Below are 23,948 nucleotides of genomic sequence, written 5' to 3'. Positions count from 1 at the left end.
CTCTCCTCGGGGAGAGGGAGGGGCCCGTCGCGTTGGCGACGGGAGGGTGAGGGGGAACGCCCTCGCCGGCTACCAGATCGATCCCACTGTCCGGGCCGGCGGAGCCGCCCGCTCCTCTCCGGCCTCGATTCGCTCCAGGAAGTGTCCGAGCAGCCGCTCATAGAGCGCGTCGCCCAGGCAGGCATCCTCCAGCCCGACATCGATGTTCGGGTTGTCGTTGACCTCGATCACCACCGGCCCCTGCGCCGTCTCCTTGAGGTCGACGCCGTACAGGCCGGTGCCGATCAAAGCGGCGGCGGCCAACGCGGCCGACATCACCTCCGGCGATAAGCGGTCGAGCGGCACCGGCTCGGTCGCCCCCTCCTCGCTTCCGTTCTGGCCGTGGCGGAAGATCTGCCAATGGCCGCGCACCATGCGGTAGCGGCAAGCGAAGAGCGGCTGGCCGGCCAGCACGCCGATGCGCCAGTCGAAGTCGGTGTACAGGTATTCCTGGGCCAGGATCAGGCGCGACCGGCGCAGCAGCCGGCGACCCGCCACCGGCAGCTCGGCCGGGGTGTCGACCCGGACAACGCCGCGCGAGCAGGCGCCGTCCGGCACCTTCAGCACCAGGGGGAAGCCCAGCGCCTCGCCGGCGGCGGCCAGCGTGTCGGCCCGCACCGCCAGCGTGCGCGGCTGCGCCACGCCTTCGGCCTTCAGCCGCTCGTGCAGGAACACCTTGTTGCAGCAGCGCAGGATCGACACCGGGTCGTCGATCACCGGCAGGCCCAGCCGGGCCGCGGTCTCGGCGAAGATGTAGCTGGGCGCCTGGAGCGCCGTGGTCTCGCGGATCAGCAGCCCGTCGAAGCCGCCCAGCCGCAGCAGGTCGCGATGGTCCAGGCATTCGGTGTCGATGCCCATCGACGACGCCACGTCGCGCAGCCGGACGATGGTTCCGGGCTTGGACGGCGGCAACGGGTCGTCCGGGTTCACCAGCACCGCCAGCTTGGGCGCGCGGCGAAACGGGCGCGGGGTCGCGGCGGGCCAGCCAGCCGCTCCAGCGCGGCGCGCAGCAGGCGCTGCTGGCGCGAATCCAGCCCGGCCAGCGGCTCCGCCACCGCCTGCAGCAGTTGCACTCGGGCCGTGTCGATCTGCAGGGTCATCAGCGGCAGGCCGAACGCCTCATAGGCCGCTTCGGCGACCTCCTGCAGATGCGGCTTGTTGCAGCGGCCCAGCGCCACGAGCAGGCGCCGCGGCAGGACCAGGCGCCCGCTGTGGCGGCGCAGCGCGGCCAGGGCGCGGTCGACCGGCGCGTGCCGGCTGCGGACCAGCCGGTCGTCGGCTTGGTCGGCGAGATCCGCCGCGGTCGGGATCGCGGCATAGCCGCGTGCCTCGGCGATCAGCGAAACGTAATAGCCGAAGGAGAGCGGGCGCTGGTCACGGCACAGATTGACCACGATGCTGCCGGGTTGCGGCAGATGGCGCCCGTCCAGAAGGTCGTCGGGGGCGACGACGTGGCATTGGGGAGGCAAGTCGTCGGCCAGCCCGCCGGGCTCGTCGGCGACGATCGTTGTGATGGCCATGGGTCCATGGATGATGTGGCAATGGCCGTCAGCGTCTGCCCGATCCGGATAAATTCGCCATTCGGGTTTGCAGATCGGTGCCCCTCGGGTCGAAGATGTCAAACTCAGGAGGGCACGATGTCTGCCACCCGCTGGAATCTCGTCGTCTCGCAATCGACCAAGATTGCCGTGCGCCGGTTCCTGGCCAGCCAGGGCGGCGGCCGTAGGGGCGACGTTTCTCGCTTTGTCGAGGAGGCGGTGCGGATCCGTATCCTGGAGCTGACGGTGGCGCAGGCCAAGGCGGCCAATGCGGATGTCGAGCCGCACGTCCTCAATGCAGCGATCGATGAGGCTCTGGCTTCGACTAAGGATTCGTCCAAGAATTAATGATTCAAAGAAGAGGATGCTATTCTTTTTATTGTCATTGCCGGGCCTGACCCGGCAATCCAGAAGATGTCGACAGTCTCTGGATGCCCGGGTCAAGCCCGGGCATGACAGTTGGGTGGGAGTCCGATCGTCAATCGGCTCACTTATTCTCGGAGATCTCCTACAGAAAACACCCGTTCCGTGAACCTCTCGGCCAAGCGGCCAAGCTCGGGGCCGAGAATGCGGTCCTCCGCCACCGGCGGCACGAAGCTGCGGACCTCGTCCACCAGGGCGCGCAGCGCCGGCGTGGCGGCGCGGCCGGTGACGTGCAGCGCCTGGGAGGCGATCACCGAAAGCATCGCCAGCGCCGCGTCCAGGCAGCGGCCGGCACGCTCCTCCTTGGCCCAGGCCAGGAAGGCCGGGGCGGCAACGTCGTCCTGGCCGGCGCCGGCGGCCTCGGTGCCGGGCAGGAAGGTGCGCTGCGCCGCCGCCTTGGCCTGCTCCAGATAGCCCGTCACCGCCATCGGCACATAGCCCAGGCTGCCATGGCCGTCGCTGTCGCTGGGGTCGCGTCCGATCATCAGCAGGTCGGGCAGGTGCGACACCCGGCCGGCCAGCAGCTTCGAGCTGTGGCGGTCGCACAGCAGGCAGAGATCGGCCCAGATCGCCGCGAGGTCGTCCAGCGCCGGCGCCGCCATGGCGTTGTGATAGCCGCCGGTGCTGATGCAGCGGCCGTCGGGATGGTCCGGCCCGGCCTCGTCCGGCGGGATGTACACTGGGTTGTCGGAGGCCGCGGCCAGCGACACCGCGGCCGCGCGCTCCGCCGCCGCCAGGGCGCGGTGCGCCTGGCCCAGCAGCCGCGGCACGATGCGGTAGCTGACCGGGGCCTGGTAGCCGCGCCGCCCGTCGCCGGCGCCGTCCAGCAGGGCGCGCAGGTTGCGCAGCGCCGCAGCGTCGTGCGCGTCGCCCCACAGCGTGTCCAGCGCCGCATCGTAATGCTCCAGCGGCGCCCGGAAGGCCTCGATCGACAGGGCGAAGACGCTCTCCGCCAGCCGGATCCGGTTGCGCGCCGCCAGGGCCGAATCGGCCAGCAGCGCCGCGGCGCAGGGCGAGCCGTTGATCAGCGATCCGCGCTCCTTGACCTCGAGGTCGAAGCGGGCGCTGAGGGCGGCGAACAGCTGGTACAACGCCAGGATCTCGCCGGCCCCGCCCTGGCCGGAAGCGGGTACCGGCGGCAACGGGCCGCCGTCCAGCATGGCGGCGACGGCCAGCGCGATCCGCGGCGTGGTCGCGGCATGGCCTTCCAGGAAATTCGCCAGCCGGGCCAGCACGATGCCGCGCACCACCCGCTCCGGCAGCGGGTCGCCGAAGGCCGTGGCGGCGGCGAAGGCCTTGATCCGGGCGTGGCGGTCGCGCTCCTCCGGCCGCAGCCGCCGGTCGGCCAGCTCGCCCATCGCCGTGGTCACGCCGTAGATCACCAGGTCCGGGTCGGTGTCGATCAGCCGCAGGAAGGCGGCGCGGCATTCGGCGATCCGGGCCAGCGCCGCCTCGCTGATGCGGACGCCTTCGCCCTGCCAGGCGACGCGGCGAACCGAGTCCAGGCTGATGTCGGCTCTTCTGGTCAGGGCCAGTGTCATTCGCATCCGCTCCCGTTTCGGCAGCGTCAGCTTGGCAAAAGCAAAGGCCGGCGGCGATGGAGATTCGCCGCCGGCCTTGCCGATCCGAACAGCCGTGGGACTTACGCCACCGAGCCGTGGCAGTGCTTGAACTTCTTGCCCGAGCCGCAGGGGCAGGGGGCGTTGCGCGGGGTGTCGGCCCAATCCGGATTCAGGGCGAAGGCCGCGCTCGCCGCCGCCACCGCGCCGTCGGCGGTGGCCATCGCCGGCTCCGGCGGCACGCCCAGCGCCGGGTCGAAGCGGCTTTCGTGCATCTCGCGCTGCATCGCCGCGCGCTGCTGGGCCTCGACATCCTCCGGCCGGGTGACGCGCAGCTCGACCTGGGCCAGCACCTGGGTGACGTTCTCGCGCAGGCCGGCCAGCATCTGCTCGAACAGGTTGAAGGCCTCGGCCTGGTATTCGCGCAGCGGGTCGCGCTGGGCATAGGCACGCAGGTTGATGCCCTGGCGCAGGTGGTCCAGCGTCAGCAGATGGTCCTTCCAGCTCTGGTCCAGGATCTGCAGCAGCAGGCTCTTCTCAGCCATCTGCATGATCTCGGCGCCGTAGGCCTCGACCTTGGCGGCCATCTTGGCGTCGACCGCCTGCTGGATCCGCTCCTCGATCTCGCGGTCGGCGATGCCCTCTTCCTTGCCCCACTCCTTGACCGGCAGGTCCAGGCCGAAGAGGCGCAGCACCTCCTCGTGCAGCCCGTCAATGTTCCACTTTTCGGCGTAGCTGTTCTCGGGGATGGCGCGGGCGACGATGGCGGCCACCACCTCCTGCCGCATGTCGGTGACCATGGCGGTGGCGTCAGCGGCCTGCATGATCTCGCGCCGCTGCTCGTAGATCACCTTGCGCTGGTCGTTCATCACGTTGTCGAAGCGCAGCAGGTTCTTGCGGATGTCGAAGTTGCGCGCCTCGACCTTCTCCTGCGCCTTCTCCAGCGCCCGGTTGATCCAGGGGTGGATGATCGCCTCGCCCTCCTTCAGGCCGAAGCGGCGCAGGATTCCGTCCAGCCGCTCGGAGGCGAAGATCCGCATCAGGTCGTCTTCCAGCGACAGGAAGAACTTCGATCCGCCTGGGTCGCCCTGGCGGCCGGAGCGGCCGCGCAGCTGGTTGTCGATGCGGCGGCTCTCGTGCCGCTCGGTGCCGACGACGTAGAGGCCGCCGGCCTGCAGCACGATCTCCTTGTTCTTCGCCACCTCGGCCCGGATCTCGGCCTCGCGCTGGTCGCGCGCCGCCGGGTCGTCGATGCCGGCAAGCTCCAGCGCGACCCGCATCTCGACATTGCCGCCGAGCTGGATGTCGGTGCCGCGGCCGGCCATGTTGGTGGCGATGGTCACCGCGCCGGGGCGGCCGGCCTGGGCGACAATATAGGCTTCTTGCTCGTGGAAGCGGGCGTTCAGCACGTTGTGCGGGATCTTCTCGCGCTGCAGCAGCGCCGCCAGCGTCTCCGACTTCTCGATCGACACGGTGCCCACCAGCACCGGCTGCTGCCGGGCGTTGCACTCGCGGATCAGGGTGACGATGGCGTCGTATTTCTCGCGGACGGTGCGGTAGACCTCGTCGTCCTCGTCCTTGCGGATGACCGGGACGTTGGTCGGGATCTCGACCACCTCGAGGCCGTAGATCTCGCCGAACTCGGCGGCCTCGGTCTGCGCCGTGCCGGTCATGCCGGCCAGCTTCGGGTAGAGGCGGAAATAGTTCTGGAAGGTAATCGAGGCGAGGGTCTGGTTCTCGCGCTGGATCTCGACCCGCTCTTTGGCCTCGATTGCTTGATGCAGGCCTTCGGAGTAGCGCCGGCCCTCCATCATGCGGCCGGTGAATTCGTCGATGATGATGACCTTGTCATCCTTGACGATGTAGTCCCGGTCCAGCTGGAACATCACATGCGCGCGCAGTGCTTGAGTGACGTGGTGGACGGCGTTGACGTTGTGGATGTCGTAGAGGTTGTCGCCCTGCAGCAGGCCGGCCTCGATCAGCAGCTGCTCGATCTTGACCTGGCCGGCCTCGGTCAGGGCGACGGTCTTCTGCTTCTCGTCGTGCTCGTAGTCCTCGACCGCGACCAGGCTCGGGATCAGCCGGTCGACCCGCATGTACATCTCCGACGAATCCTGCGCCGGGCCGGAGATGATCAAGGGCGTCCGCGCCTCGTCGATCAGGATCGAATCGACCTCGTCGACGATGGCGAAGTTGAACGGCCGCTGGACCATGTCCTCCAGCCGGAACTTCATGTTGTCGCGCAGGTAGTCGAAGCCGAACTCGTTGTTGGTGCCGTAGGTGATGTCGAAGCCGTAGGCCGTCCGGCGCTCGTCGTCGGTCAGGCCGTGGACGATGCAGCCGACGCTGAGGCCGAGGAAGCGATAGACCCGCCCCATCCACTCGCTGTCGCGCTGGGCCAGGTAGTCGTTGACGGTGACGACGTGCACGCCCTTGCCGCTCAGCGCGTTGAGATAGACGGCCAGGGTGGCGACCAGGGTCTTGCCTTCGCCGGTCTTCATCTCGGCGATCTTGCCCTGGTGCAGCACCAGGCCGCCGACCAGCTGCACGTCGTAATGGCGCTGGCCGAGCACCCGCCTGGCCGCCTCGCGCACCGTGGCGAAGGCCTCCGGCAGCAGCGCGTCGAGCGCCTCGCCCTTGTCCAGCCGGGCGCGGAACTCCTGCGTCTTGGCTTGCAGCTGGTCGTCGCTGAGCGCCTGGAACTGCGGCTCCAGGGCGTTGGTCTCGACCACCGGGCCGGTGATCAGCGTCTTGACGAAACGGTCGTTGGACGAACCGAACAGCTTTCGGGCGAGCGCACCGAACATCGAAACCTCGACTTGGCAGGGAGAGCACGCGGACGCACTCCCCCAGGAATTTGGGGCCGCGCCACGCCGCTTTCAACGCGCAGCCGCAGCCGGACTCCGGCGCTGCCGTCGAAAGCGCCCGGGCCTACGGGCGCGGCACCATAGCCGAAGGTCCTCGCCCTGCCAATCGGATCAACTGACCGGATTAACCGACCGGATCAGCTCGCCGGGTCGGCGGCGATGGCGCTGCCCTTCAGCACCACCGGGCGGGTGGTCTCGCCGGTGATGCCGAAATCGCTGTCGTTGATCATCAGCAGCGACCCGTCGCCGGTCAGGGCCAGGCCCTCGATCTTGACCGGCACCTCAGGATGGTCGGCGCTGTCGAAGCGCAGGATCTTGGTCACCGGCACGATCTTCGCGGCGGCCAGGTCCTTCGACTGCTCCAGGCTCGGCGCGGTCGCCAGCTCGTCCCAGGCGGTGCCGTGGATGTCGGTGGCGCCGGCGAGCGACACCTCGTAGAGCTTGGTGGTGCCGTCGGTCCGTTCCAGCACCAGGAAGCGGTCGGCGCCGAGGCCCATCATCTCGCTGATGCGCGGGCTGTTCTGCTTGTCCGACGGGTCCAGCCGGAAGCTCTGCGGATCGTCGAGCGTGTAGACATATTCGCCGGTGACCGCGAGCGTCGCCGGGTCGAGGGTCCACAGCCGCGCGTTCTTCGAGGCCTTGTAGGCGTCGGCGTCCGGGTTCGCGAGCGGGTTCTGGATGATGGTGGCCAGGCGCTTGTTGTCCGGGGTGATCGCCAGCGATTCCAGGCCGCGGTTGAGGAAGCGCCTGCCCAGCACCGCCGGCAGGCCGCCGTCGACCGGGTAATGCGCGCCCTTGAAGTCGTCCTCGGTGCCCTGCGGCACCACCCGGCGCAGGATCTTGCCGTCGGCCGCGACATGCAGCAGCGACGGGCCGTTCTCCTCCGACACCCAGAAGCTGCCATCGGCCATCGGCACGATCGCTTCGGCGTCGACCGCGTCCGGGTTCTGCTCGAGTTTCTTGCCGGACAGGTCGATCGGCTGCTCGGTCGAGGCATGGGTCAGCGGGTTCAGCAGGCCGTTGACCGGCTTGCCGTCGCCGTCGCGCAGCGGCAGCACGGTGTCGACGGTGAAGGTGCCGCCATCCTGCAGCGTGATCCGGTAGATCGTCGGCGAATAGTCCGGCTGCGGATAGATGCGGGCGCCCTTCAGGTCGCCGCAGATGGTCTTGCCGTCGACGCCGAACACGTCCTTCACGTCGCCGCAGGTGAAGTTGGCGCCGCGGTCGGAGATGGTCCAGAAGGTCATCGCCGGGTCGCCGGCGCGGCGGCCGGCGCCGCTGCCGATGCCGACATTCAGCTCCCGGGTCTTGCCGCCGGGCACCGAGATGCTGCCGAGCGCCAGCTTCGGGTCGGTGCTGGTGTAGCTGGTGATGGTCTCGGCCGCCAGAACGGCCGGCGCGATCGTGATCGACAATGCCAGCGCCGCGGCGAAGGGACGGAACGCCATGAACCTCTCCTTAATTCTTTGTCACGTCGAACCGGCCGGCCGCGGAAGCGGCGCCGGGAAGCCGCCCGTCTTCTAGGATTTGCCGCGTGTCGCGCCCGTGACGACTGGGTGAAGCTTTGATGACAGCGGTCCTTGGTCCGCTTGTGCCCGGTTTCGGCCTGTGCTTTACCTGTCGGCCACGTCGCGCAGCTGGCGCCGCCGCGATCCCATGACCGGATGCCGGCATTCCTCCGCCGAGGCGCCACTCGTCCCACCGTTCTGAAAGGACGCGTTTGATGTCTTCCCTCGCCCTCCGCCTGCTCGCCGGCGCGGCTGCCCTGACGCTCCTGGCCGGTCCGGTCCTGGCCCAGGATGCGACCAAGCCCGCCGAGGCCCCGGCCACGGCAGCTCCCGCCCCGGCCCCCGCGGCTGCCGGCGACCAGGCCGGCAAGCCCGACGATCCGGTCGCGGCCACGGTGAACGGCCAGCCGATCCTGCGCTCCGAGGTGCTGGAGGCGATCAACAGCCTGCCGCAGCAGTACCGCCAGATGCCGGTCGAGATGCTGGTGCCGCTGATGGCCGAGCAGGTGGCGACCGCCCGCCTGGTGGCGCAGAAGGGCGTCGATGCCGGGCTGCAGAACGACCCCGAGGTCAAGGCGCGGCTGGAGACGGCCGAGCGCCGCATCATCCAGGACGTCTGGCTGCAGCGCCAGATCAAGGCCAAGGTCACCGACCAGGCCATCCAGGACGCCTACAAGAAGTACCTGGCCGACAACCCGGCGCAGGACCAGGTCAAGGCCCGCCACATCCTCGTCGACAGCGAGGACAAGGCCAAGGACCTGATCAAGAAGCTGGAGGGCGGCGCCAAGTTCGAGGAGCTGGCCAACGCCAACACCACCGACCCGTCGGGCAAGGAGTCGGGCGGCGACCTCGGCTGGTTCTCCAAGGAGCAGATGGTGCCGGAATTCGCCGACGCCGCCTTCAAGCTGGAGAAGGGCAAGTACACGACCACGCCGGTGAAGAGCCAGTTCGGCTGGCACGTCATCCTGGTCGAGGACAAGCGCACCCTGCCGCAGCCGACACTGGACGAGGTCAAGCCGCAGCTCGAGGAGCAGCTGTCCCAAGCGCTGGTGCCGCAGATCATCGCCGAGGTGAAGCAGGGCGCCCAGATCGTGGTGATGGGCCAGGACGGCAAGCCGCTGCCCCCGCCCAGCACCGACGCCCCGGCCGCCGACCCGTCGGCTCCGGCGCCGGCCGACCCGGCCGCTCCGCCCGCGCCGGCGAAGTAACCGGCGCCACGAGACGGGGGAGGGGACCATGGCCGGAGCATTGCCGCGTTCGCCGCTCGCGCCCGAGCGGCTGCCGAATCTGGCGCCGATCGCCGGCGTGCGGCTGGCCGCCGCCGCCTGCGGGCTGAAGAAGACGGGGGCGCCGGACGTGCTGTTCGTCGCCCTTGACCCCGGCACCAGCGCGGCGGGCGTCTTTACCCGCTCGCGCTGCCCCTCCGCCCCGGTGGACTGGTGCCGCCGGGCGCTGCCCCAGGGCCGCGCCCGGGCGGTGGTGGTGAATGCCGGCAACGCCAACGCCTTCACCGGCCAGGCCGGGGTGAAGACGGTCGCGGCCACGGTGGTGGCGGCGGCGAAGCAGGTCGGCTGCGACTGGGAGGAGGTGTTCGTCGCCTCCACCGGCGTGATCGGCCAGCCGCTGCCGGAGGACCGCGTCGCCAGGCATCTGCCGGACCTCGCCAAGGCCTTGGGCGAAGACTGGGCGGCGGCGGCGGAGGCGATCCGCACCACCGACACCTTCGCCAAGGGCGCGACCCGCACCGCCACCATCGGCGGCACCACGGTCACCCTGACCGGCATCGCCAAGGGCTCGGGCATGATCGCGCCGGACATGGCGACGATGCTGTCCTTCGTGTTCACCGACGCGGCGATCCCGGCGCCGCTGCTGCAGCAGGCCCTTGCCGCGGCGGTGGACCAGTCGTTCAACGCCATCACGGTGGACGGCGACACCTCGACCAGCGACACGCTGATGCTGTTCGCCACCGGCCGGGCCGGCAACCCGGTTCCGGCCGCGGCGGCGGACCTGGCCGAGTTCCAGCGGGCGCTGAACGAGCTGACCGCCGACCTGGCGCGCCAGGTGGCGTGCGACGGCGAGGGCGCGCAGAAGCTGATCACCATCGCCGTGAAGGGCGCGATCTCGGACCGCTCGGCCCGGCGCATCGGCCTGGCCATCGCCAATTCGCCGCTCTTGAAGACCGCGGTGGCGGGCGAGGACGCGAATTGGGGCCGCATCGTCATGGCGGTCGGCAAGTCGGGCGAGCCGGCGGACCGCGACAAGCTCGGCATCGCCATCGGCGGCGTGCAGGTGGCGCGCGACGGCATGGTGGTCGACGGCTATGACGAGGCGCCGGTGGCGGCGCATATGAAGACCCGGTCGATCGAGATCGAGGTCGATATCGGCATCGGCCGCGGCAGCGCCACGGTCTGGACCTGCGACCTCACCCACGGGTATATCTCGATCAATGCGGATTACCGTAGTTAGCCCGGACTGAAGCGGAGCTGGCGCGGACGAACTGAGGTCGGGTCACGCCAGTGCATCGGGGCAGGGGCAGGATATCGAGCATCTTCACATTGCCTCTCCCGCCGGCGAGGCCTTTTCGAACGTGCCAGGGCCCGCTCCCTTCTAGTCCCCCCTCCCCTTGCGGGAGGGGGCCAGGGGGAGGGGTCTGCGCGCGTCCGCGCGCGAATGCGCACACGACCAGCCTGACCGTCAGGTCCGGACCATCAGGGTCCTGGCAGCGCTCGACGGCGAAAACCCCCTCCCCCTACCCCCCTCCCGCGAGGGGAGGGGGGACTCATTGGGTGCGTGCGGCCGACACCGCCGTCAGGCGGCCGCGCCGGCGCGTTTGCGGACCGTCTCGTCCGTGACCGACCTGCCGGAGGATCTGGAGACCGAGCGGCTGCGGCTGCGCCGTCACCGCCCCTCCGATGCCGGCGAGATCACCCATCTGCTGGACGATTGGGAGGTGGTGCGCTGGCTGTCGGACGTGCCCTATCCCTACAGCTTCGCCGATGCCGAGGACTGGATCCGCACCGCGGAGAAGCGCTGGATCGCCGGCCGCGACTACCAGTTCGTGGTGACGCTGCCCGACAGTGGCGCGGTGATCGGCCATATGGGGCTGTCGATCGCCACCAACGGCCGGGTCGGCAGCTTCGGCTACTGGTTCGGCCGGCGCTACTGGGGCCAGGGCTATGCCACCGAGGCGGCGCAGGCGGTGATCGCCTTCGGCTTCCTCGACCTGCGGCTGGAGCGGATCCAGGCCGCCTACCACCCCGACAACGCCCCGTCGGGCCATGTCCTGGTCAAGGCCGGGCTGATGACCGACGGCATCAAGACCATCGAGTTCAAGGCGCTGGGGCAGACGGCGCCCTGCCCGCTCTTCGCCCTCAGCCGCCAGGATTACCTGAAGATCTATGCCGCCTGAACCCTTGCCCTCATTGCCGATGGTGCTGGTCGTCGCCGTCGCCCTGGTCGATGCCGACGGCCGCGTGCTGATCGCGCAGCGGCCCGAGGGCAAGTCGATGGCCGGCCTCTGGGAGTTCCCGGGCGGCAAGGTCGACCCGGGCGAGACGCCGGAGGCGGCGCTGATCCGCGAGCTGCGCGAGGAGCTGGCGATCGACACGGAGGAGAGCTGCCTGGCCCCCTTCACCTTCGCCAGCCACCGCTACGAGCGCTTCCACCTGCTGATGCCGCTGTATCTCTGCCGCCGCTGGCAGGGCACGCCGCAGCCGCTGGAGGGCCAGGCGCTGGCCTGGGTGGCGCCGAACCGGCTGCGCGAGTACCCGATGCCGCCGGCTGATAAGCCGCTGGTGGCGATGCTGAGGGATGTTGTGTAGGCCATAAGGTTCGTATCGGCCCTCGGCAACCGTCATCGCGAGGAGCGCAGCGACGCGGCGATCCAGCGGCTCAATCCCTGGATTGTCGCGCCCAGGCCGAGTGAGCCCATAGGCTCCGGGCAGGCAACGGCTCAATGAGAGTGCCGTCATAACCAGCAATCCGAATTCCCCGTCACCGAATTCCGCATCCAGCCTGTTACGCTGGGATCTCGGCGACAGCGGGATGTGACATGACGGCTCGTCCCTTTCAGATCAGCATCCCGAATGCCGCGATCCGGGATTTGCGCCGCCGACTGGAAACCGGTCGTTGGCCAGCCTCGCTCGATGCAGACGGCTGGGAGGATGGCGCCGGCCTGTCGTTCATGAAGCGGCTCGCCGACCACTGGCTCCATCGCTTTGACTGGCGCATTCAGGAGGAACGGCTCAACCGTCTGCCGAACCAGATGATGACGGTGGACGGGCAAGCCATCCACTTCATCCACCAGCAGGGTGCGGGACCGTCGCCGATGCCTCTCGTCCTGACGCATGGCTGGCCCGGCTCCTTCGTTGAAATGGAGCATCTGATCCCGCTGCTTGCCGATCCCGGCGCGCATGGCGGCGATCCCGCCGATGCCTTCCATGTCGTCGTGCCGTCGTTGCCGGGATATGGCTTTTCGCCGTCGCCCTCGCATGCCGGCGTGAGCTCTCGCCAGATCGCGGTGCTGTGGCACGGCCTGATGGTCGGGCTTGGCTACGCGCGCTTCGGCGCACAAGGAGGCGATATTGGTGCCGGCGTCTCGATGTGGCTGGCCCGGCTGTTTCCCGGCACGCTTTCCGGGATCCATCTGAACTACATTCCCGGCAGCTACCGGCCGCCATCGGATGATACGGCGCTGCCCGTCACCGCCGACGAGCAGACTTTCCTCGACCGCGCATCCGCATGGTCGGCGGTGGAGGGCGCCTATGCCGCGCTCCATGGCACCAAGCCGCAGACCCTGGCATTTTCGCTGACCGATTCTCCGCTAGGGCTCGCCGCCTGGATAACGGAGAAAGTGCGTTCATGGAGCGATTGCGGCGGCGATATCGAGCGCGTCATCTCCATGGACGCGCTGTTGACCGACATTTCCCTGTACTGGTTCGGGGACAGCGTTGCTGCGTCGCTGCGCCTCTACAAGGAGAACCGTCTTCAGCCGCTGGTCTTCGCACCGGGGGAACGGGTCACGCCGCCGCTCGGCATGGCCCTTTTCCCCCGTGAATTGCCGACCCCGCCACGGTCGTGGGCCGAACGTGTATTCGATGTTCGACGCTGGGCATCGATGCCTGCGGGCGGTCATTTCGCGGCCTGGGAGCAACCGCAGCTGCTGGCGGATGAAATCCGCGCCTTCTTCAAGCCGATCAGGGCAACACTCTAGGTCCGCTTCTCCTGCGGTGTGTGCGGATGTTGCTCACCCGGGCCGCGAAGGAGGGAGCCCTGCCGGCCGGGCTGGCGGTCGACCCGGAGACCCATGACGCCTGGGTTCGCGCGAAGGTGCGGGAGGCGCTTGACGATCCTCGGCCGGACATTCCTAATGAGGATGTCGAAGTCAGATTCGCTGCGCGGTGGGCGGAAGCCCGGCGCAGGCCGGCCATCGACAAATCCTGAAACTGCGCTGGCGCCGGCCGCCGAGGCCGATCGCCTCGCCGTACACGGTCACATCGAAGCCGGCGATCCGCGGGCGGCCGAATTCGTCGACCGGCGGATCCCGGCCCGCATTCCGACGCTGCAGTGGCCGTATGCAGTCGCGGTGCAGCCCCATCCGGGCGCTGTCACCGTCGTTCCTAGAGCACTGCTGTCCGGTTCAGACAGATCGCAACCAAAGCGAGCTTAATTTCAGTTCTGCTCAATTTAATTGTCATCCTCGGGCTTGACCCGAGGATCCAGGGGCTTTCAAGAGCCGCTCTCGGTGGCCCCTGGATTGCCGGGTCAAGCCCGGCAATGACAATAAAAGTTGAGAATCGAGGTTCTGTCCACAACCCCAAAAGCTCAACCGGACACTCGTGTCCAACACCGACAATCGAACCGATCCACCATTCGCCTTTGCGACAGGGGGCCCTCATGATCGTGACATCCCACAGCAACACTGTCCTCGCCGGCACGTCCGGAGCGTGGCGCGTCTGGTCGCTCTCGGACGGCCATCTCGACATGCCGGCGACCCTTCTGCACGACCCGCAGGACAACCCGGTGCCGCAGGCTGCGCCGGCCGGGGCGCCGCTTCGCCTGTCCGTCAATTGCTTCGCGCTCGCAGGCCCGGGCGTCGACGGCGTTCTGATCGACAGCGGCGGCGGCGGCTGGGCCCCGACATTGGGCCGTCTCGAGCGGACCATGGCGGAGGCCGGAATCGACCCGGCCTCGATCACGGTCCTGGCGCTCACCCACAGCCATCAGGATCACGTGCACGGGCTTGTGACCCCGGACGGCCGGGTGCTGTTTCCGAACCTGAAGGCGATCGGCATTCCCGAGGCGGCGGTGCAGGGCTTTCTCACCGAGGCGCGGCTGGCGCAATTCGGGCCCCTGCTGAAGCCGATCCGGAACGGCGACCGGGTGGCCGACCGGCTGAGGGCCGTCGCCCTGCCCGGTCATGCTCCCGGTCACACCGGCTACGCCTTCGATACGGGCGAGGACCGTTTCCTGTTCTTCGGCGACGTCGTCCATGTGCCGGCCCTGCAGTTCGGCAATCCCGCGTTCACCTGGGGCTATGACGACGATCAGCCGACCGCACGCGCAACCCGCCTGAAGGTGTTCGACGACACAGCCGAGGCCGGAACGTGGATCGCCGGCGCGCATCTCGGCTGGCCGGGCATCGGCCGCGTGGTGCGTACGGGCGAAGCCTACGGCTATGAGCCGGCAGGGTGATGACCGATGACGAGCCCGGCCGCCGAGACCGATCGTTCGACCAAGGCCCGGCTCGGCCGGCCCGGTTCGCTGCCGTGGCGACCGCGGCCCCGTTTGATGCTACGATGCTGTCTGAAGCTTAACCCATCGCTGCCCGGAAGCGGGGCGCGCGTAATGGCCTTCGAGATTCCAGCCAATGAGGCCGAGCGCCTCATCGCCTTGAGGAGCTACAACCTCCTCGACACGCCGCCGGAATTCGCCTTCGACGAACTGACCGAGCTGGCGGCCCAGATCTGCGGCTGCCCGGTCGCTTTCATCAGCCTGGTCGACGAGACCCGTTCCTGGATGAAATCGAAATACGGCCTTCCGCCCACCTACACCGAGGTGCCCCGCGAGATCAGCATCTGCGCCTCGACCCTGTGCCATGGCGACGTGCTGTACGTGCCAGACCTGACCCAGGATGCGCGCTTCAGCGATAACAGGCTGGTGGTCGGCGAGCCGCACATCCGGTTCTATTGCGGCGTGCCGCTGATCAACCAGCAAGGCTATGCGCTCGGCACCTTCTGCATCGTCGATTTCGCGCCGCACCCGCTCGCTCCCGGTCAGGTGGACGCGCTGCGCCGGCTGGCCCATCAGGCCGTCGCGCAGCTCGAGCTGCGGCGCAGCCTGGGCGAGCTCAACCGGACGATGCAGTCCCTGGAGCGGGCACGTGCCGAGATCGCCGAGGAAAAGGCGAAGTCGGATCGGCTGCTCCTCAACATCCTGCCGGAATCGGTGGCCCAGGAGCTCAAGGACAAGGATCGGGTGACGCCGCGCTACTACGAGTCGATCACCATCGTCTTCACCGATTTCAGCAAGTTCACGTTGCTGGCCGAGAGCATGGAGCCGGCGCAGCTGGTCGACACGCTCGATCAGTATTTCTCGGTGTTCGACGAGATCGTGCGCCGGCACGGGCTGGAGAAGGTCCGGACCATCGGCGATGCTTATATGTGCGCCGGCGGGCTGCCCGAGCCGAACCGCCGGCACCCGGTCGATGCCTGCCTCACGGCGCTGGAGATCCAGCACCGCGTCCTCCGCATGAACCAGGGGCGCCAGCGGCTTCGCCTGCCGCCGTGGGAGATGCGGATCGGCCTGCACAGTGGGCCGGCGGTCGCCGGCGTCGTCGGCCGGCATAAGTTCACCTACGACATCTGGGGTAATTCGGTGAACCTCGCCTCGCGGATGGAGGAGGAGAGCGCTCCCGGCCGGATCAACCTGTCGGAAAGCACCTATCTGAAGGTGCAGCGGTTCTTCGAATTCACGCCGCGCGGGCCGGTCGAGGCCAAGAACAAGGGGCCGCTGCCGATGTTTTTCCTGGACCGGCTCCGCCCCGAATTCGCTGCCGATGCCGAAGGGCACTTGGCCAATGACCGCCTCGACGACGAGTGCCGGCGCCTCTTCGGCGGCTGAAAGCCCGGCGAGAGCTTTGTCACGCTTTCGAGCATGGCCGCTCTGAAACGAAATCGCGGCGCAATGTCATCGAGATCCCCTGGATGGCCACGCCCCTCTGGGCTCGCCATGACGGGTTGGGAACCGGAAACCGGCGCCGGAACGAGGGCAAGACATGCTGATCAACGCAGCGCTGATGGGGCTCGGCAGCTGCACGAGATGGCCGCACGGACCGGGGCGGACCTGAAATGCAGCGCGCCTTTCCGCCGCACGCTATTCGCGCACCGTCACCGTATTTTCCCCAGAGCTCACTCCCGTCAGGAATATTCCGGCGGGTCCTCGATCGTCAGAACTGTCTTGGAGAGGCCGCGCGATTTCGCCTCGCGTTGCAGAGCCGCAGCCAGGAGCGGCGGAATAATGGTGGCTTGAACACGGGAGACCCGAAGCTCGCCGTCCCCCTTGTCATCGCGCCATTCGGCAACGTCCAACGTCCATGTCTCACCTTCGTGCTGCAATACGAAGCGCTTGTCCTGCTTCACCTCACGCATGATATCGCTCCTTTCCTGCCCCGCATCTCACGGCACCGGACGATCAGAGCCCGATGGTTCACGAAAATCCGGACCAATACCAGCGGCCTTTGAGATCGGCTCTTCCTTCCCCGTCATGGCGAGGCGCGCAACGCCATGGCCATGCCAGGGCCGGTGCGAGCGACCCTGTCACGATATCTGCCGATCAGCGCCCCAAGCGCCTCGAATGCCGTCTCCGCTGCGCTTCGTTCCGATTGAAATCGTCACATCAGCCGGGCTACGTCAGGTTCGGAACATGGAGGGGAAGATAATGGCGAACGAAATCTACGGAACCGAGCGCAACGACATCCTTCGCGGAACGGACCAGGCCGACGATATCTGGGGCGAAAAGGGCGACGACCTGCTGTTCGGCGGCGCCGGTGACGATTGGCTGGTCGGTGGTGCCGGGGCGGATCATCTGACCGGCGGCGCGGGCGTTGACGGTATCAGCTACGGCGACAGCAAGGCCGGGGTGATCGTGATCCTGGGCCAATCGGCATCCCATGGCGACGCCGAGGGCGATGTCATCGCCGCCGATATCGAGAAGCTGGCGGGAACGCACCACAACGACCGGCTGAGCGGCGATGACGGCGACAATACGCTGTACGGCCTCGACGGCGACGATGTGCTCAACGGGCATGGCGGCGACGATATACTGTATGCCGATTGGGGAGCCGACACCCTGATGGGCGGTTCCGGCAGCGATTCGCTGGTTGGCGGCACCGGTGACGATGTGCTGCACGGGGATGCCGGAAACGACTGGATCGACGGTAGCGAGGGGCAGGACCGGATCTCGGGGGATGCAGGGCTGGATACCGCCAGCTACTGGCGCAGCAGCGTCGGGGTGAGAGTAGATCTCGCCGCCGGCAGGGGCTTCCTTGGCGACGCCGCCGGGGACCGCCTGGAGTCGATCGAGGCGGTCGACGGGTCCGACTTTGCCGATACGCTGATCGGCAGCACCCGGGCCGACCGCCTCGACGGCCGCGGCGGCGCCGACAATCTGCACGGAGGGGCCGGAGACGACACCCTGATCGGTGGTGCCGGCGCCGACCGGCTGGACGGGGGCTCGGGCATCGACAGCGTCAGCTATGCCAGGGCCACCGGGCCGGTCAAAGCGGATCTGGCGGCCGGCAAGGCCAGCGGCGGCGAGGCCCAGGGCGACCTCCTGGTCTCGATCGAGAACGTCGTCGGCAGCCAGGGCGACGACAGCCTTGTCGGCGACGACCGCGCCAATATGCTGGAAGGCGGGGACGGCGGCGATGTCCTGCGCGGCGGTGCCGGACGGGATATCCTGGCCGGCGGCCAGGGCGGCGATCGCTTCGTGTACACGGCGATCGACGACAGCGGCATCGGCGTCAACGCCGACCGCATCACCGACTTCATCCGCTTCCAGGGTGACAGGATCGACCTGTCGGCCATCGACGCCAATGCCGGCGCGGCCGGCAACCAGGGCTTCTCCTTCATCGGCGCGGGCCTGTATTCCCACCATGCGGGCGAGCTGCGCTTCGCGGTCATCGACGGCGAGACGATCATCGCCGGGGACACCGATGGCGACGGCACATCCGATTTCCAGATCGTGCTGACCCGCGTCATCAGCCTGCAAGCATCGGATTTCGCCCTGTAGGCCCGGTCCGGCCGCTTGCCGTGCGGGGCAGGCGGCCGGCCGCGCCCGGCTTCGGGCCGGTTCGCCTCCCCGGGCCGCCGGAAGGTCAGTGAGTGACCGCACCGACATCGGACGCCGCTATGAATCGGTGCGGCGCCTTCTCATGTCTCTCCATTTCGCATTGCGCTCTGAGATCGTTCTCACGAAATTGATGCTATCGAAGACAAAATTGTCTTCCTCGGGAAACTCGTCCCTGATTTGCGGGACCTCTTGTCCCGCGCGGATGCGGCGGACGATGTTCAGGCCGCGGATGCCGCGCCTCAACTCCGATTCCTTCCAATAGTCGTGGCTGAGGGGATTGGAAAATGTGGACTCTCGCCCGCCGGCTCCCGCCTCGACCAATCTGGAGAAGTGCTCGAATTGCTCGGTGGATGTCCAGATGCCCCATCTCAACACCGACACTCTGACATAGAGATCCAGATCGAGAAGACAGGCTGCCAGGGCGATTCCGATAGTCTCGTCGTAGTATCTCGCGCTTCCCATGAACTCAACGAAAGCGCGTCGACAGTGAGAGATGGAGTCTTCCGCAAGCCGCAGCACGGGAATCCTCAGGCCTTCAACCGGCTCGGCCAATTCGCAGAGATAGTATGCGCCGAGGAGGCGATCGCCGGATTTTTCGGAACGCAGAAGATTGATCAGGGGCTCCAAATCTGTCCCCAGCCGCCATCTGTCTATGAGCCGTCGCCCAGCCGTGTATCTGAAGTCTCGATCGTCTTCTTCATCGTCGGACTGGATTCGGTTCAGGAGCTCAACTGTTGAAAGTTGCGATGGGTCATTTTTCATGTCTCACAATTTCGCCGGTCAGGCGCGTTGTGGTCATAGACGCTTGTCCGATCCCCTATATCATAATCGGCAATTGCGGTGACAGTCTGGATGGCCACGCCCTGCGGGACTCGCCATGACGGGTGGAGACCTGGGAAACTGCGGCCGCGCTTCTGCGCCGGAACGAGGATGAAGAATGTTGGTCAATGCAGCGCTGATGGGGCTCGGCAGCGTCAACCGGAACCTGCTCACGATCCTGGGCCGGAAGGCGGAGGTGCTGCAGCGCGATCACGGCATCGGCTTCCGCATCGTCCTGGTCGCCGACAGCCGGGGCGTGGCGGTCGACCCCGCCGGCTTCGATCCGGCCGGGATCGTCGCCCGCAAGGCGGCCGGGGGCTCGACCGCGGATCTGGCCGGCTATCGCGGCGCGGTTCCGGTGGAGAGCCTGCTGGCCGGCATCGACCTGGTGTTCGAGGCGTCGCCGGTCGACCTTCGGACCGGCGGTCCGGGGCTGGCGCTGACGCGGGCGGCACTGGGGCAGGGCATCTCCGTCGTGCTGGCGAACAAGGGCCCGGTGGTGCTGGCCTTCCGCGAGTTGCACGAGACGGCCGTACGGACCGGGGCGGGGCTGAAATACAGCGCCACGGTCTGCGGCGGGCTCCCGGTCCTCAACATCGGGCGGCGCGACATGATCGCGGGCGAGATCCTGCAGCTGCGCGGCGTGTTCAACGCCACCACCAACTTCATCCTGGATGAGATGGCGGCCGGCGCGGCCTATGGCGATGCGCTGGCCGAGGCCCAGCGCCGCGGCATCGCCGAGGCCGACCCGTCGCTCGACGTCGACGGCTGGGACACGGCCAACAAGCTGCTGATCATCGCCAACAGCCTGCTCGGCGCCGACCTCGCGCTCGCCGACATCGCGGTCACCGGCATCGACGGGGTGACGCCGGAGCGGATCGCGGCCGAGGCAGCGCGCGGCAACGTCATCCGGCTGGTCGCCAGCGCCGAGGCCGGGCGCTATGCGGTGGCGCCGGTCGCCCTGCCCGCCGCCGACTTCCTGGCCCAGTGCAGGGGCTGGGAGATGGCGGTCGAGATGCACACCGACATCTACGGCATCAGCTCCCACAAGCTGTGGGAGCGCGAGCCCACGCCCACGGCCGCGTCGATGCTGCGCGATGCGGTTCATATCTTCACGAGCGCAGAGAGGGGCTGAGCGGCCGGACACCGGGCGATCCTTATGTTCGCTATTTGTTCTTGACGCGAGGCAGCGTCACGTCGCATCATTCAGGCAGAGTCGAAGAGTTGCGCCCGCCCGGCCCCGCCGCGGCGGGCTTTTTCGTGGGAGGGCGGGATGGGTCAGAAGCAGTTGAAGAAGGGCCACTGGCATTTCATCGCGTGTTTTCTCAGCCACGGCGTCGCCGCCCAGGCGGCCCTGGAGGCCGGCTATTCGAAGAAGAACCCCGGGACCATCGGCTGCAGGCTGCTGCACCAGCCGGAGATCCTGGCCGGCTGCCTCATGCAGGCGATCGCAATGCATGCCGAAGGGCAGGGGCCGGATGGGCGGGCGGTGCGCCAGCTGCGCGAGATCGTCCCGGATCGCCTTGGAAAGGGCCTGAACGAGCATGATGTCGCCGGGCTGCCGCCGGTCGAGGAAGCGTTCCGGCAGTTCTGCCTCGCCCTAGGGCTGGACCAACGCAGGATGATGCCGTTGCCCATGCCGGTCCTGACAGGGCCGGCGCCGGACGGAACCAGGGCGGCAGCGGAGGGTGCCGCAGCGGGTGCACCGGCAGCGCCGGCGGCGTTCGTGCCGCGGGTGTCGCCCGCCCCGCCGCGCCGGAAGTTGCCGCGCTGGAAACTGGCTCCCGCCTTGCGGAGCCTCAGGAGGCCGTCGCGCTACAAGGCGCTGCATGGCGGGCGCGGGTCGGGCAAGTCGCATGTCCTCGCCGAGCTGCTGGTGCGGCGCTGCTTCGAGCGGCCGACCCGGGCGGTGTGCATCCGCGAGGTGCAGCGCTCGCTCGACCAGTCGGTCAAGCGGCTGATCGAGGACAAGATCCAGGCGCTGGGCCTCGGCGCCGCCTTCACCGTCCAGGCCGACCGCATCCTCGGGCCGGGAGAGGGCCGGATCATCTTCCAGGGCATGCAGAACCACACGGCGGAGTCGATCAAATCGCTCGAGGGCTATGACATCGCCTGGGTCGAGGAGGCGCAATCGCTGTCCAGGCGCAGCCTCGATCTGCTGCGCCCGACCATCCGCAAGCCGGAGTCGGAGCTGTGGTTCTCCTGGAACCCGACCCGGCCGGACGACCCGGTCGATGCGCTGTTCCGCGCCGGCGCGAAGCCGCCGCGGACCACGCTGATCGAGGTCAACCATACCCATAACCCGCGGTTCCCGAAGGTGCTGAAGGCCGAGATGGAATGGGACCGCGAGCGCGACCCGGACAAGTACCAGCATGTCTGGCTGGGCGGCTATCTGCGCGTCAGCGAGGCGCGGGTGTTCAAGAACTGGAAGGTGGAGGCGTTCGAGACCCCGGCCGATGCCCGGTTCCTGTTCGGCGCCGATTGGGGCTTCGCCCGCGACCCGACGGTGCTGATGCGCTGCCACCTGGCCGGGCGGACGCTGTTCGTCGACCACGAGGCCTATGCCATCGGCTGCGAGATCGACCGCACGCCGGCCCTGTTCGACACGGTGCCGGCGGCGCGCGACTGGCCGATCATCGCCGACGGGTCGCGGCCGGAGACGATCAGCTACCTGCAGCGCTTCGGCTTCCCGCGAATCCGGGCGGCGCAGAAGGGGCCGGGGTCGGTCAAGGAGGGCGTCGAGTTCCTGAAAAGCTGCGACATCCTGGTGCATCCGCGCTGCCGCCACCTGGCCGACGAGCTGGCGCTGTACAGCTACCGCACCGACCCGAAGACCGGCGAGATCCTGGCCGAGCTGGAGGACCGCGAGAACCACGTCATCGACGCGCTGCGCTATGCCCTGGAAGGCCAGCGGAGCGGCAGCACCTACGACTCCAGCATGCGCTGGGTGGGGACCCTGGGGTGGGGATGGCGCTGATGCGCCGGCCGGCCCTACCCCCGCTTCCGCAGCCAGTGGGCGACCTCGCCGACGATGCCGCGGCGGAACAGCAGCACCACCACGACGAAGATGGCGCCGATCACCACCGTCACCGGCAGGGCGGATTCGGCCAGGTAGTTCTCCAGTGTGATCACCAGACCGGCACCGACCACCGGGCCGACCAGGGTGCCGATGCCGCCGAGCAGCGTCATCAGGATCACCTCGCCCGACATCTGCCACTGGATGTCGGTCAGCGAGGCCAGCTGGAACACCAGCGCCTTGGTGCCGCCGGCCAGCCCGACCAGCGCCGCCGACATGACGAAGGCGGTCAGCTTGTAGGCGTCGACCCGGTAGCCGAGCGAGATCGCCCGCGGCTCGTTCTCGCGGATCGCCTTCAGGATCTGGCCGAAGGGCGAGTTGACGATGCGCCAGATGATGAAGAAGCCGAGGCCGAAGATCGCCAGCACGACATAGTAGAAGGTCAGCGAATCCGACAGGTCGAACAGGCCGAACATGCGGCCCTGCGGCACCGACTGGATGCCGTCCTCGCCGCCGGTGAAGGGGGCCTGCAGGGCGACGAAGAACACCATCTGCGACAGCGCCAGGGTGATCATGGCGAAGTAGATGCCCTGGCGGCGGATCGCCAGGAAGCCCATCACCAGCCCCATCGCGGCGGCGGCGGCGGTGCCGGCCAGGATCGCCAGCTCCGGCGGCCAGCCCCAGATCTTCGCCGCGTGGGCGGTGACATAGGCGGCGCCGCCGAAGAAGGCGGCATGGCCGAAGGACAGGAGGCCGACATAGCCGATCAAGAGGTTGAAGGCGCAGGCGAACAGGGCGAAGCACAAGAGCTTCATCAGGAAGACGGGGTAGAGGATGTAGGGCGCGCCGAGGGCCAGGACCACGACCGCCAGGGCGATGGCGATCCTGGTGCCGCTCATGCCGTCCGTCCGGCCCCGATCGACCACCGCCATCTCAGCGCTCCCGCCCGAACAGGCCGGCGGGGCGGACCAGCAGCACCAGCGCCATGATGACGAAGACCACGATGTTCGAGGCCGGCGGGTAGAACACCTTGGTCAGCCCCTCGAAGATGCCGAGCGCGAAGCCGGTGACGATGGCGCCGAGGATCGAGCCCATGCCGCCGATCACCACCACGGCGAAGACGACGATGATCAGGTTCGAGCCCATCAGCGGGCTGACCTGGTAGACCGGCGCCGCCAGCACCCCGGCCAGCCCGGCGAGGCCGACGCCGAAGGCATAGGTCAGGGTGATCATGCGCGGCACGTTGATGCCGAAGGCCTGGACCAGGGTCGGGTTCTCGGTGGCGGCGCGCAGAGTGGCGCCGAGCGGGGTCTTCTCGATCACGAACCAGGTGGCGAAGCAGATCACCACCGAGGCCAGCACCACCCAGCCGCGATAGATCGGCAGCACCATGAAGCCGAGATTGACCGCGCCGGTCAGCATCGCCGGCGGGCTGTAGGGCTGGCCCGAGGTGCCGTACAGGCTGCGGAACAGCCCCTCCAGGATCAGTGTCACGCCGAAGGTCAGGAGGAGGCCGTAGAGCGGGTCGAGCCGATACAGCCGCGACAGGAACAGCTTCTCCAGGATGATGCCGGTGATCGCGACCGCGATCGGCGCCAGCACCAGCGCCGGCCAGTAGCCGATGCCGAGGAAGTTCAGCAGCATCCAGGCGGCGAAGGCGCCCAGCATGTACTGCGCGCCATGGGCGAAGTTGATGACGTTGAGCAGGCCGAAGATGACGGCCAGGCCGAGGCTGAGCAGGGCGTAGAAGGAGCCGTTGATCAGCCCCAGCAGCAGCTGGCCGAACAGCACCTGGGTCGGGATGCCGAGCAGCGGGATCATGGGGCGTG

General features: G+C 68.2%; 21 protein-coding genes. 12 read left to right on the top strand and 9 right to left on the bottom strand.

Annotation, left to right across the window (positions count from 1 at the left end):
• Nucleotides 1–69: 69 nt before the first annotated feature.
• A complete protein-coding gene (locus tag QFZ27_RS03555; RefSeq protein ID WP_429224709.1) occupies nt 70–969 on the bottom strand; it encodes an ATP-grasp domain-containing protein in 900 nt (299 codons plus the stop codon).
• On the bottom strand, nt 966–1,559 hold the full coding sequence (locus QFZ27_RS03550) for a RimK-like ATPgrasp N-terminal domain-containing protein (protein ID WP_429224708.1): 594 nt from the start codon (nt 1,557–1,559) through the stop codon (nt 966–968). The genes QFZ27_RS03555 and QFZ27_RS03550 overlap by 4 nt, the downstream gene beginning before the upstream one ends.
• 117 nt (nt 1,560–1,676) lie before the next feature.
• On the opposite strand from QFZ27_RS03550, the gene QFZ27_RS03545 reads away from it, so the two are divergent.
• Nucleotides 1,677–1,925, top strand: coding sequence for a ribbon-helix-helix domain-containing protein (locus QFZ27_RS03545; protein WP_429224707.1), 249 nt, complete (start codon nt 1,677–1,679; stop codon nt 1,923–1,925).
• Between the two features lie 143 nt (nt 1,926–2,068).
• Here QFZ27_RS03545 and QFZ27_RS03540 read toward each other — a convergent pair whose 3' ends face one another.
• The 3 genes from QFZ27_RS03540 to QFZ27_RS03530 form a co-directional block, all read right to left on the bottom strand.
• On the bottom strand, nt 2,069–3,541 hold the full coding sequence (locus QFZ27_RS03540; protein ID WP_429224705.1) for an aromatic amino acid lyase: 1,473 nt from the start codon (nt 3,539–3,541) through the stop codon (nt 2,069–2,071).
• A gap of 101 nt (nt 3,542–3,642) precedes the next feature.
• Nucleotides 3,643–6,366, bottom strand: coding sequence for a preprotein translocase subunit SecA (gene secA / locus QFZ27_RS03535; protein WP_429224704.1), 2,724 nt, complete (start codon nt 6,364–6,366; stop codon nt 3,643–3,645).
• Between the two features lie 197 nt (nt 6,367–6,563).
• The gene (locus QFZ27_RS03530; protein ID WP_429224703.1) at nt 6,564–7,874 is read right to left on the bottom strand and encodes an esterase-like activity of phytase family protein; all 1,311 of its coding nucleotides are present in this window, start codon (nt 7,872–7,874) and stop codon (nt 6,564–6,566) included.
• 275 nt (nt 7,875–8,149) lie between these two features.
• Between QFZ27_RS03530 and QFZ27_RS03525 the strand changes: the two genes are divergently transcribed.
• The 8 genes from QFZ27_RS03525 to QFZ27_RS03490 all read left to right on the top strand — a co-directional run bounded on the left by QFZ27_RS03525 (nt 8,150) and on the right by QFZ27_RS03490 (nt 16,055).
• The gene (locus tag QFZ27_RS03525) at nt 8,150–9,142 is read left to right on the top strand and encodes a peptidylprolyl isomerase (protein WP_429224702.1); all 993 of its coding nucleotides are present in this window, start codon (nt 8,150–8,152) and stop codon (nt 9,140–9,142) included.
• A gap of 28 nt (nt 9,143–9,170) precedes the next feature.
• Nucleotides 9,171–10,400 carry a bifunctional glutamate N-acetyltransferase/amino-acid acetyltransferase ArgJ gene (gene argJ, locus QFZ27_RS03520; protein WP_429224701.1) on the top strand — a complete coding sequence of 410 codons (1,230 nt, stop codon included), beginning with the start codon at nt 9,171–9,173 and terminating at the stop codon, nt 10,398–10,400.
• A 382-nt stretch (nt 10,401–10,782) separates the two neighbouring features.
• Nucleotides 10,783–11,343 carry a GNAT family N-acetyltransferase gene (locus QFZ27_RS03515; RefSeq protein WP_429224700.1) on the top strand — a complete coding sequence of 187 codons (561 nt, stop codon included), beginning with the start codon at nt 10,783–10,785 and terminating at the stop codon, nt 11,341–11,343.
• Nucleotides 11,333–11,755, top strand: coding sequence for an 8-oxo-dGTP diphosphatase MutT (mutT, locus tag QFZ27_RS03510; RefSeq protein ID WP_429224699.1), 423 nt, complete (start codon nt 11,333–11,335; stop codon nt 11,753–11,755). Before QFZ27_RS03515 ends, mutT begins: the two co-directional genes overlap by 11 nt.
• Nucleotides 11,756–11,985: 230 nt before the next feature.
• Nucleotides 11,986–13,146: an epoxide hydrolase family protein gene (locus QFZ27_RS03505; RefSeq protein ID WP_429224698.1), complete on the top strand. Its 1,161-nt coding sequence runs from the start codon at nt 11,986–11,988 to the stop codon at nt 13,144–13,146.
• 26 nt (nt 13,147–13,172) lie between these two features.
• Nucleotides 13,173–13,376 (top strand): antitoxin PaaA2 family protein, encoded by a 204-nt coding sequence (locus QFZ27_RS03500; RefSeq protein WP_429224697.1) that lies wholly within the window; start codon nt 13,173–13,175, stop codon nt 13,374–13,376.
• A 453-nt stretch (nt 13,377–13,829) separates the two neighbouring features.
• Nucleotides 13,830–14,627: an MBL fold metallo-hydrolase gene (locus QFZ27_RS03495; protein WP_429224696.1), complete on the top strand. Its 798-nt coding sequence runs from the start codon at nt 13,830–13,832 to the stop codon at nt 14,625–14,627.
• Nucleotides 14,628–14,780: 153 nt separating this feature from the next.
• Nucleotides 14,781–16,055 carry an adenylate/guanylate cyclase domain-containing protein gene (locus QFZ27_RS03490; protein WP_429224695.1) on the top strand — a complete coding sequence of 425 codons (1,275 nt, stop codon included), beginning with the start codon at nt 14,781–14,783 and terminating at the stop codon, nt 16,053–16,055.
• A 296-nt stretch (nt 16,056–16,351) separates the two neighbouring features.
• Here the strand turns inward: QFZ27_RS03490 and QFZ27_RS03485 are convergent, their stop codons facing one another.
• Nucleotides 16,352–16,582 carry a hypothetical protein gene (locus QFZ27_RS03485; RefSeq protein ID WP_429224694.1) on the bottom strand — a complete coding sequence of 77 codons (231 nt, stop codon included), beginning with the start codon at nt 16,580–16,582 and terminating at the stop codon, nt 16,352–16,354.
• 289 nt (nt 16,583–16,871) lie between these two features.
• Between QFZ27_RS03485 and QFZ27_RS03480 the strand changes: the two genes are divergently transcribed.
• The gene (locus QFZ27_RS03480; protein WP_429224693.1) at nt 16,872–18,224 is read left to right on the top strand and encodes a calcium-binding protein; all 1,353 of its coding nucleotides are present in this window, start codon (nt 16,872–16,874) and stop codon (nt 18,222–18,224) included.
• 117 nt (nt 18,225–18,341) lie between these two features.
• Here the strand turns inward: QFZ27_RS03480 and QFZ27_RS03475 are convergent, their stop codons facing one another.
• The gene (locus QFZ27_RS03475; RefSeq protein WP_429224692.1) at nt 18,342–18,911 is read right to left on the bottom strand and encodes a hypothetical protein; all 570 of its coding nucleotides are present in this window, start codon (nt 18,909–18,911) and stop codon (nt 18,342–18,344) included.
• Nucleotides 18,912–19,221: 310 nt separating this feature from the next.
• Here QFZ27_RS03475 and QFZ27_RS03470 point away from each other — a divergent pair, with 310 nt between their 5' ends.
• Both QFZ27_RS03470 and QFZ27_RS03465 read left to right on the top strand, forming a co-directional pair.
• Nucleotides 19,222–20,238 (top strand): homoserine dehydrogenase, encoded by a 1,017-nt coding sequence (locus QFZ27_RS03470; RefSeq protein WP_429224691.1) that lies wholly within the window; start codon nt 19,222–19,224, stop codon nt 20,236–20,238.
• A 138-nt stretch (nt 20,239–20,376) separates the two neighbouring features.
• Nucleotides 20,377–22,080 (top strand): PBSX family phage terminase large subunit, encoded by a 1,704-nt coding sequence (locus tag QFZ27_RS03465; RefSeq protein WP_429224690.1) that lies wholly within the window; start codon nt 20,377–20,379, stop codon nt 22,078–22,080.
• 14 nt (nt 22,081–22,094) lie between these two features.
• Here QFZ27_RS03465 and QFZ27_RS03460 read toward each other — a convergent pair whose 3' ends face one another.
• Nucleotides 22,095–23,051 (bottom strand): branched-chain amino acid ABC transporter permease, encoded by a 957-nt coding sequence (locus QFZ27_RS03460; protein ID WP_429224689.1) that lies wholly within the window; start codon nt 23,049–23,051, stop codon nt 22,095–22,097.
• Between the two features lies 1 nt (nt 23,052).
• Nucleotides 23,053–23,940: a branched-chain amino acid ABC transporter permease gene (locus QFZ27_RS03455; protein ID WP_429224688.1), complete on the bottom strand. Its 888-nt coding sequence runs from the start codon at nt 23,938–23,940 to the stop codon at nt 23,053–23,055.
• Between the last annotated feature and the right edge of the window lie 8 nt (nt 23,941–23,948).

This window comes from Inquilinus ginsengisoli (assembly GCF_050434925.1).
In the GTDB taxonomy this organism is placed as follows: domain Bacteria; phylum Pseudomonadota; class Alphaproteobacteria; order DSM-16000; family Inquilinaceae; genus Inquilinus; species Inquilinus ginsengisoli_B.
This window is presented reverse-complemented; position numbering and strand designations above follow the sequence as displayed.

What these genes read in the sequence shown, in the direction of transcription:
- QFZ27_RS03550 (WP_429224708.1), bottom strand. Translation starts at nt 1,559, where the DNA reads ATGGCCATCACAACGATCGTCGCCGACGAGCCCGGCGGGCTGGCCGAC.
- QFZ27_RS03545 (WP_429224707.1), top strand. Translation starts at nt 1,677, where the DNA reads ATGTCTGCCACCCGCTGGAATCTCGTCGTCTCGCAATCGACCAAGATT.
- QFZ27_RS03540 (WP_429224705.1), bottom strand. Translation starts at nt 3,541, where the DNA reads ATGACACTGGCCCTGACCAGAAGAGCCGACATCAGCCTGGACTCGGTT.
- secA (WP_429224704.1), bottom strand. Translation starts at nt 6,366, where the DNA reads ATGTTCGGTGCGCTCGCCCGAAAGCTGTTCGGTTCGTCCAACGACCGT.
- QFZ27_RS03530 (WP_429224703.1), bottom strand. Translation starts at nt 7,874, where the DNA reads ATGGCGTTCCGTCCCTTCGCCGCGGCGCTGGCATTGTCGATCACGATC.
- QFZ27_RS03525 (WP_429224702.1), top strand. Translation starts at nt 8,150, where the DNA reads ATGTCTTCCCTCGCCCTCCGCCTGCTCGCCGGCGCGGCTGCCCTGACG.
- argJ (WP_429224701.1), top strand. Translation starts at nt 9,171, where the DNA reads ATGGCCGGAGCATTGCCGCGTTCGCCGCTCGCGCCCGAGCGGCTGCCG.
- mutT (WP_429224699.1), top strand. Translation starts at nt 11,333, where the DNA reads ATGCCGCCTGAACCCTTGCCCTCATTGCCGATGGTGCTGGTCGTCGCC.
- QFZ27_RS03505 (WP_429224698.1), top strand. Translation starts at nt 11,986, where the DNA reads ATGACGGCTCGTCCCTTTCAGATCAGCATCCCGAATGCCGCGATCCGG.
- QFZ27_RS03500 (WP_429224697.1), top strand. Translation starts at nt 13,173, where the DNA reads ATGTTGCTCACCCGGGCCGCGAAGGAGGGAGCCCTGCCGGCCGGGCTG.
- QFZ27_RS03495 (WP_429224696.1), top strand. Translation starts at nt 13,830, where the DNA reads ATGATCGTGACATCCCACAGCAACACTGTCCTCGCCGGCACGTCCGGA.
- QFZ27_RS03490 (WP_429224695.1), top strand. Translation starts at nt 14,781, where the DNA reads ATGGCCTTCGAGATTCCAGCCAATGAGGCCGAGCGCCTCATCGCCTTG.
- QFZ27_RS03485 (WP_429224694.1), bottom strand. Translation starts at nt 16,582, where the DNA reads ATGCGTGAGGTGAAGCAGGACAAGCGCTTCGTATTGCAGCACGAAGGT.
- QFZ27_RS03480 (WP_429224693.1), top strand. Translation starts at nt 16,872, where the DNA reads ATGGCGAACGAAATCTACGGAACCGAGCGCAACGACATCCTTCGCGGA.
- QFZ27_RS03470 (WP_429224691.1), top strand. Translation starts at nt 19,222, where the DNA reads ATGTTGGTCAATGCAGCGCTGATGGGGCTCGGCAGCGTCAACCGGAAC.
- QFZ27_RS03465 (WP_429224690.1), top strand. Translation starts at nt 20,377, where the DNA reads ATGGGTCAGAAGCAGTTGAAGAAGGGCCACTGGCATTTCATCGCGTGT.
- QFZ27_RS03460 (WP_429224689.1), bottom strand. Translation starts at nt 23,051, where the DNA reads ATGGCGGTGGTCGATCGGGGCCGGACGGACGGCATGAGCGGCACCAGG.
- QFZ27_RS03455 (WP_429224688.1), bottom strand. Translation starts at nt 23,940, where the DNA reads ATGATCCCGCTGCTCGGCATCCCGACCCAGGTGCTGTTCGGCCAGCTG.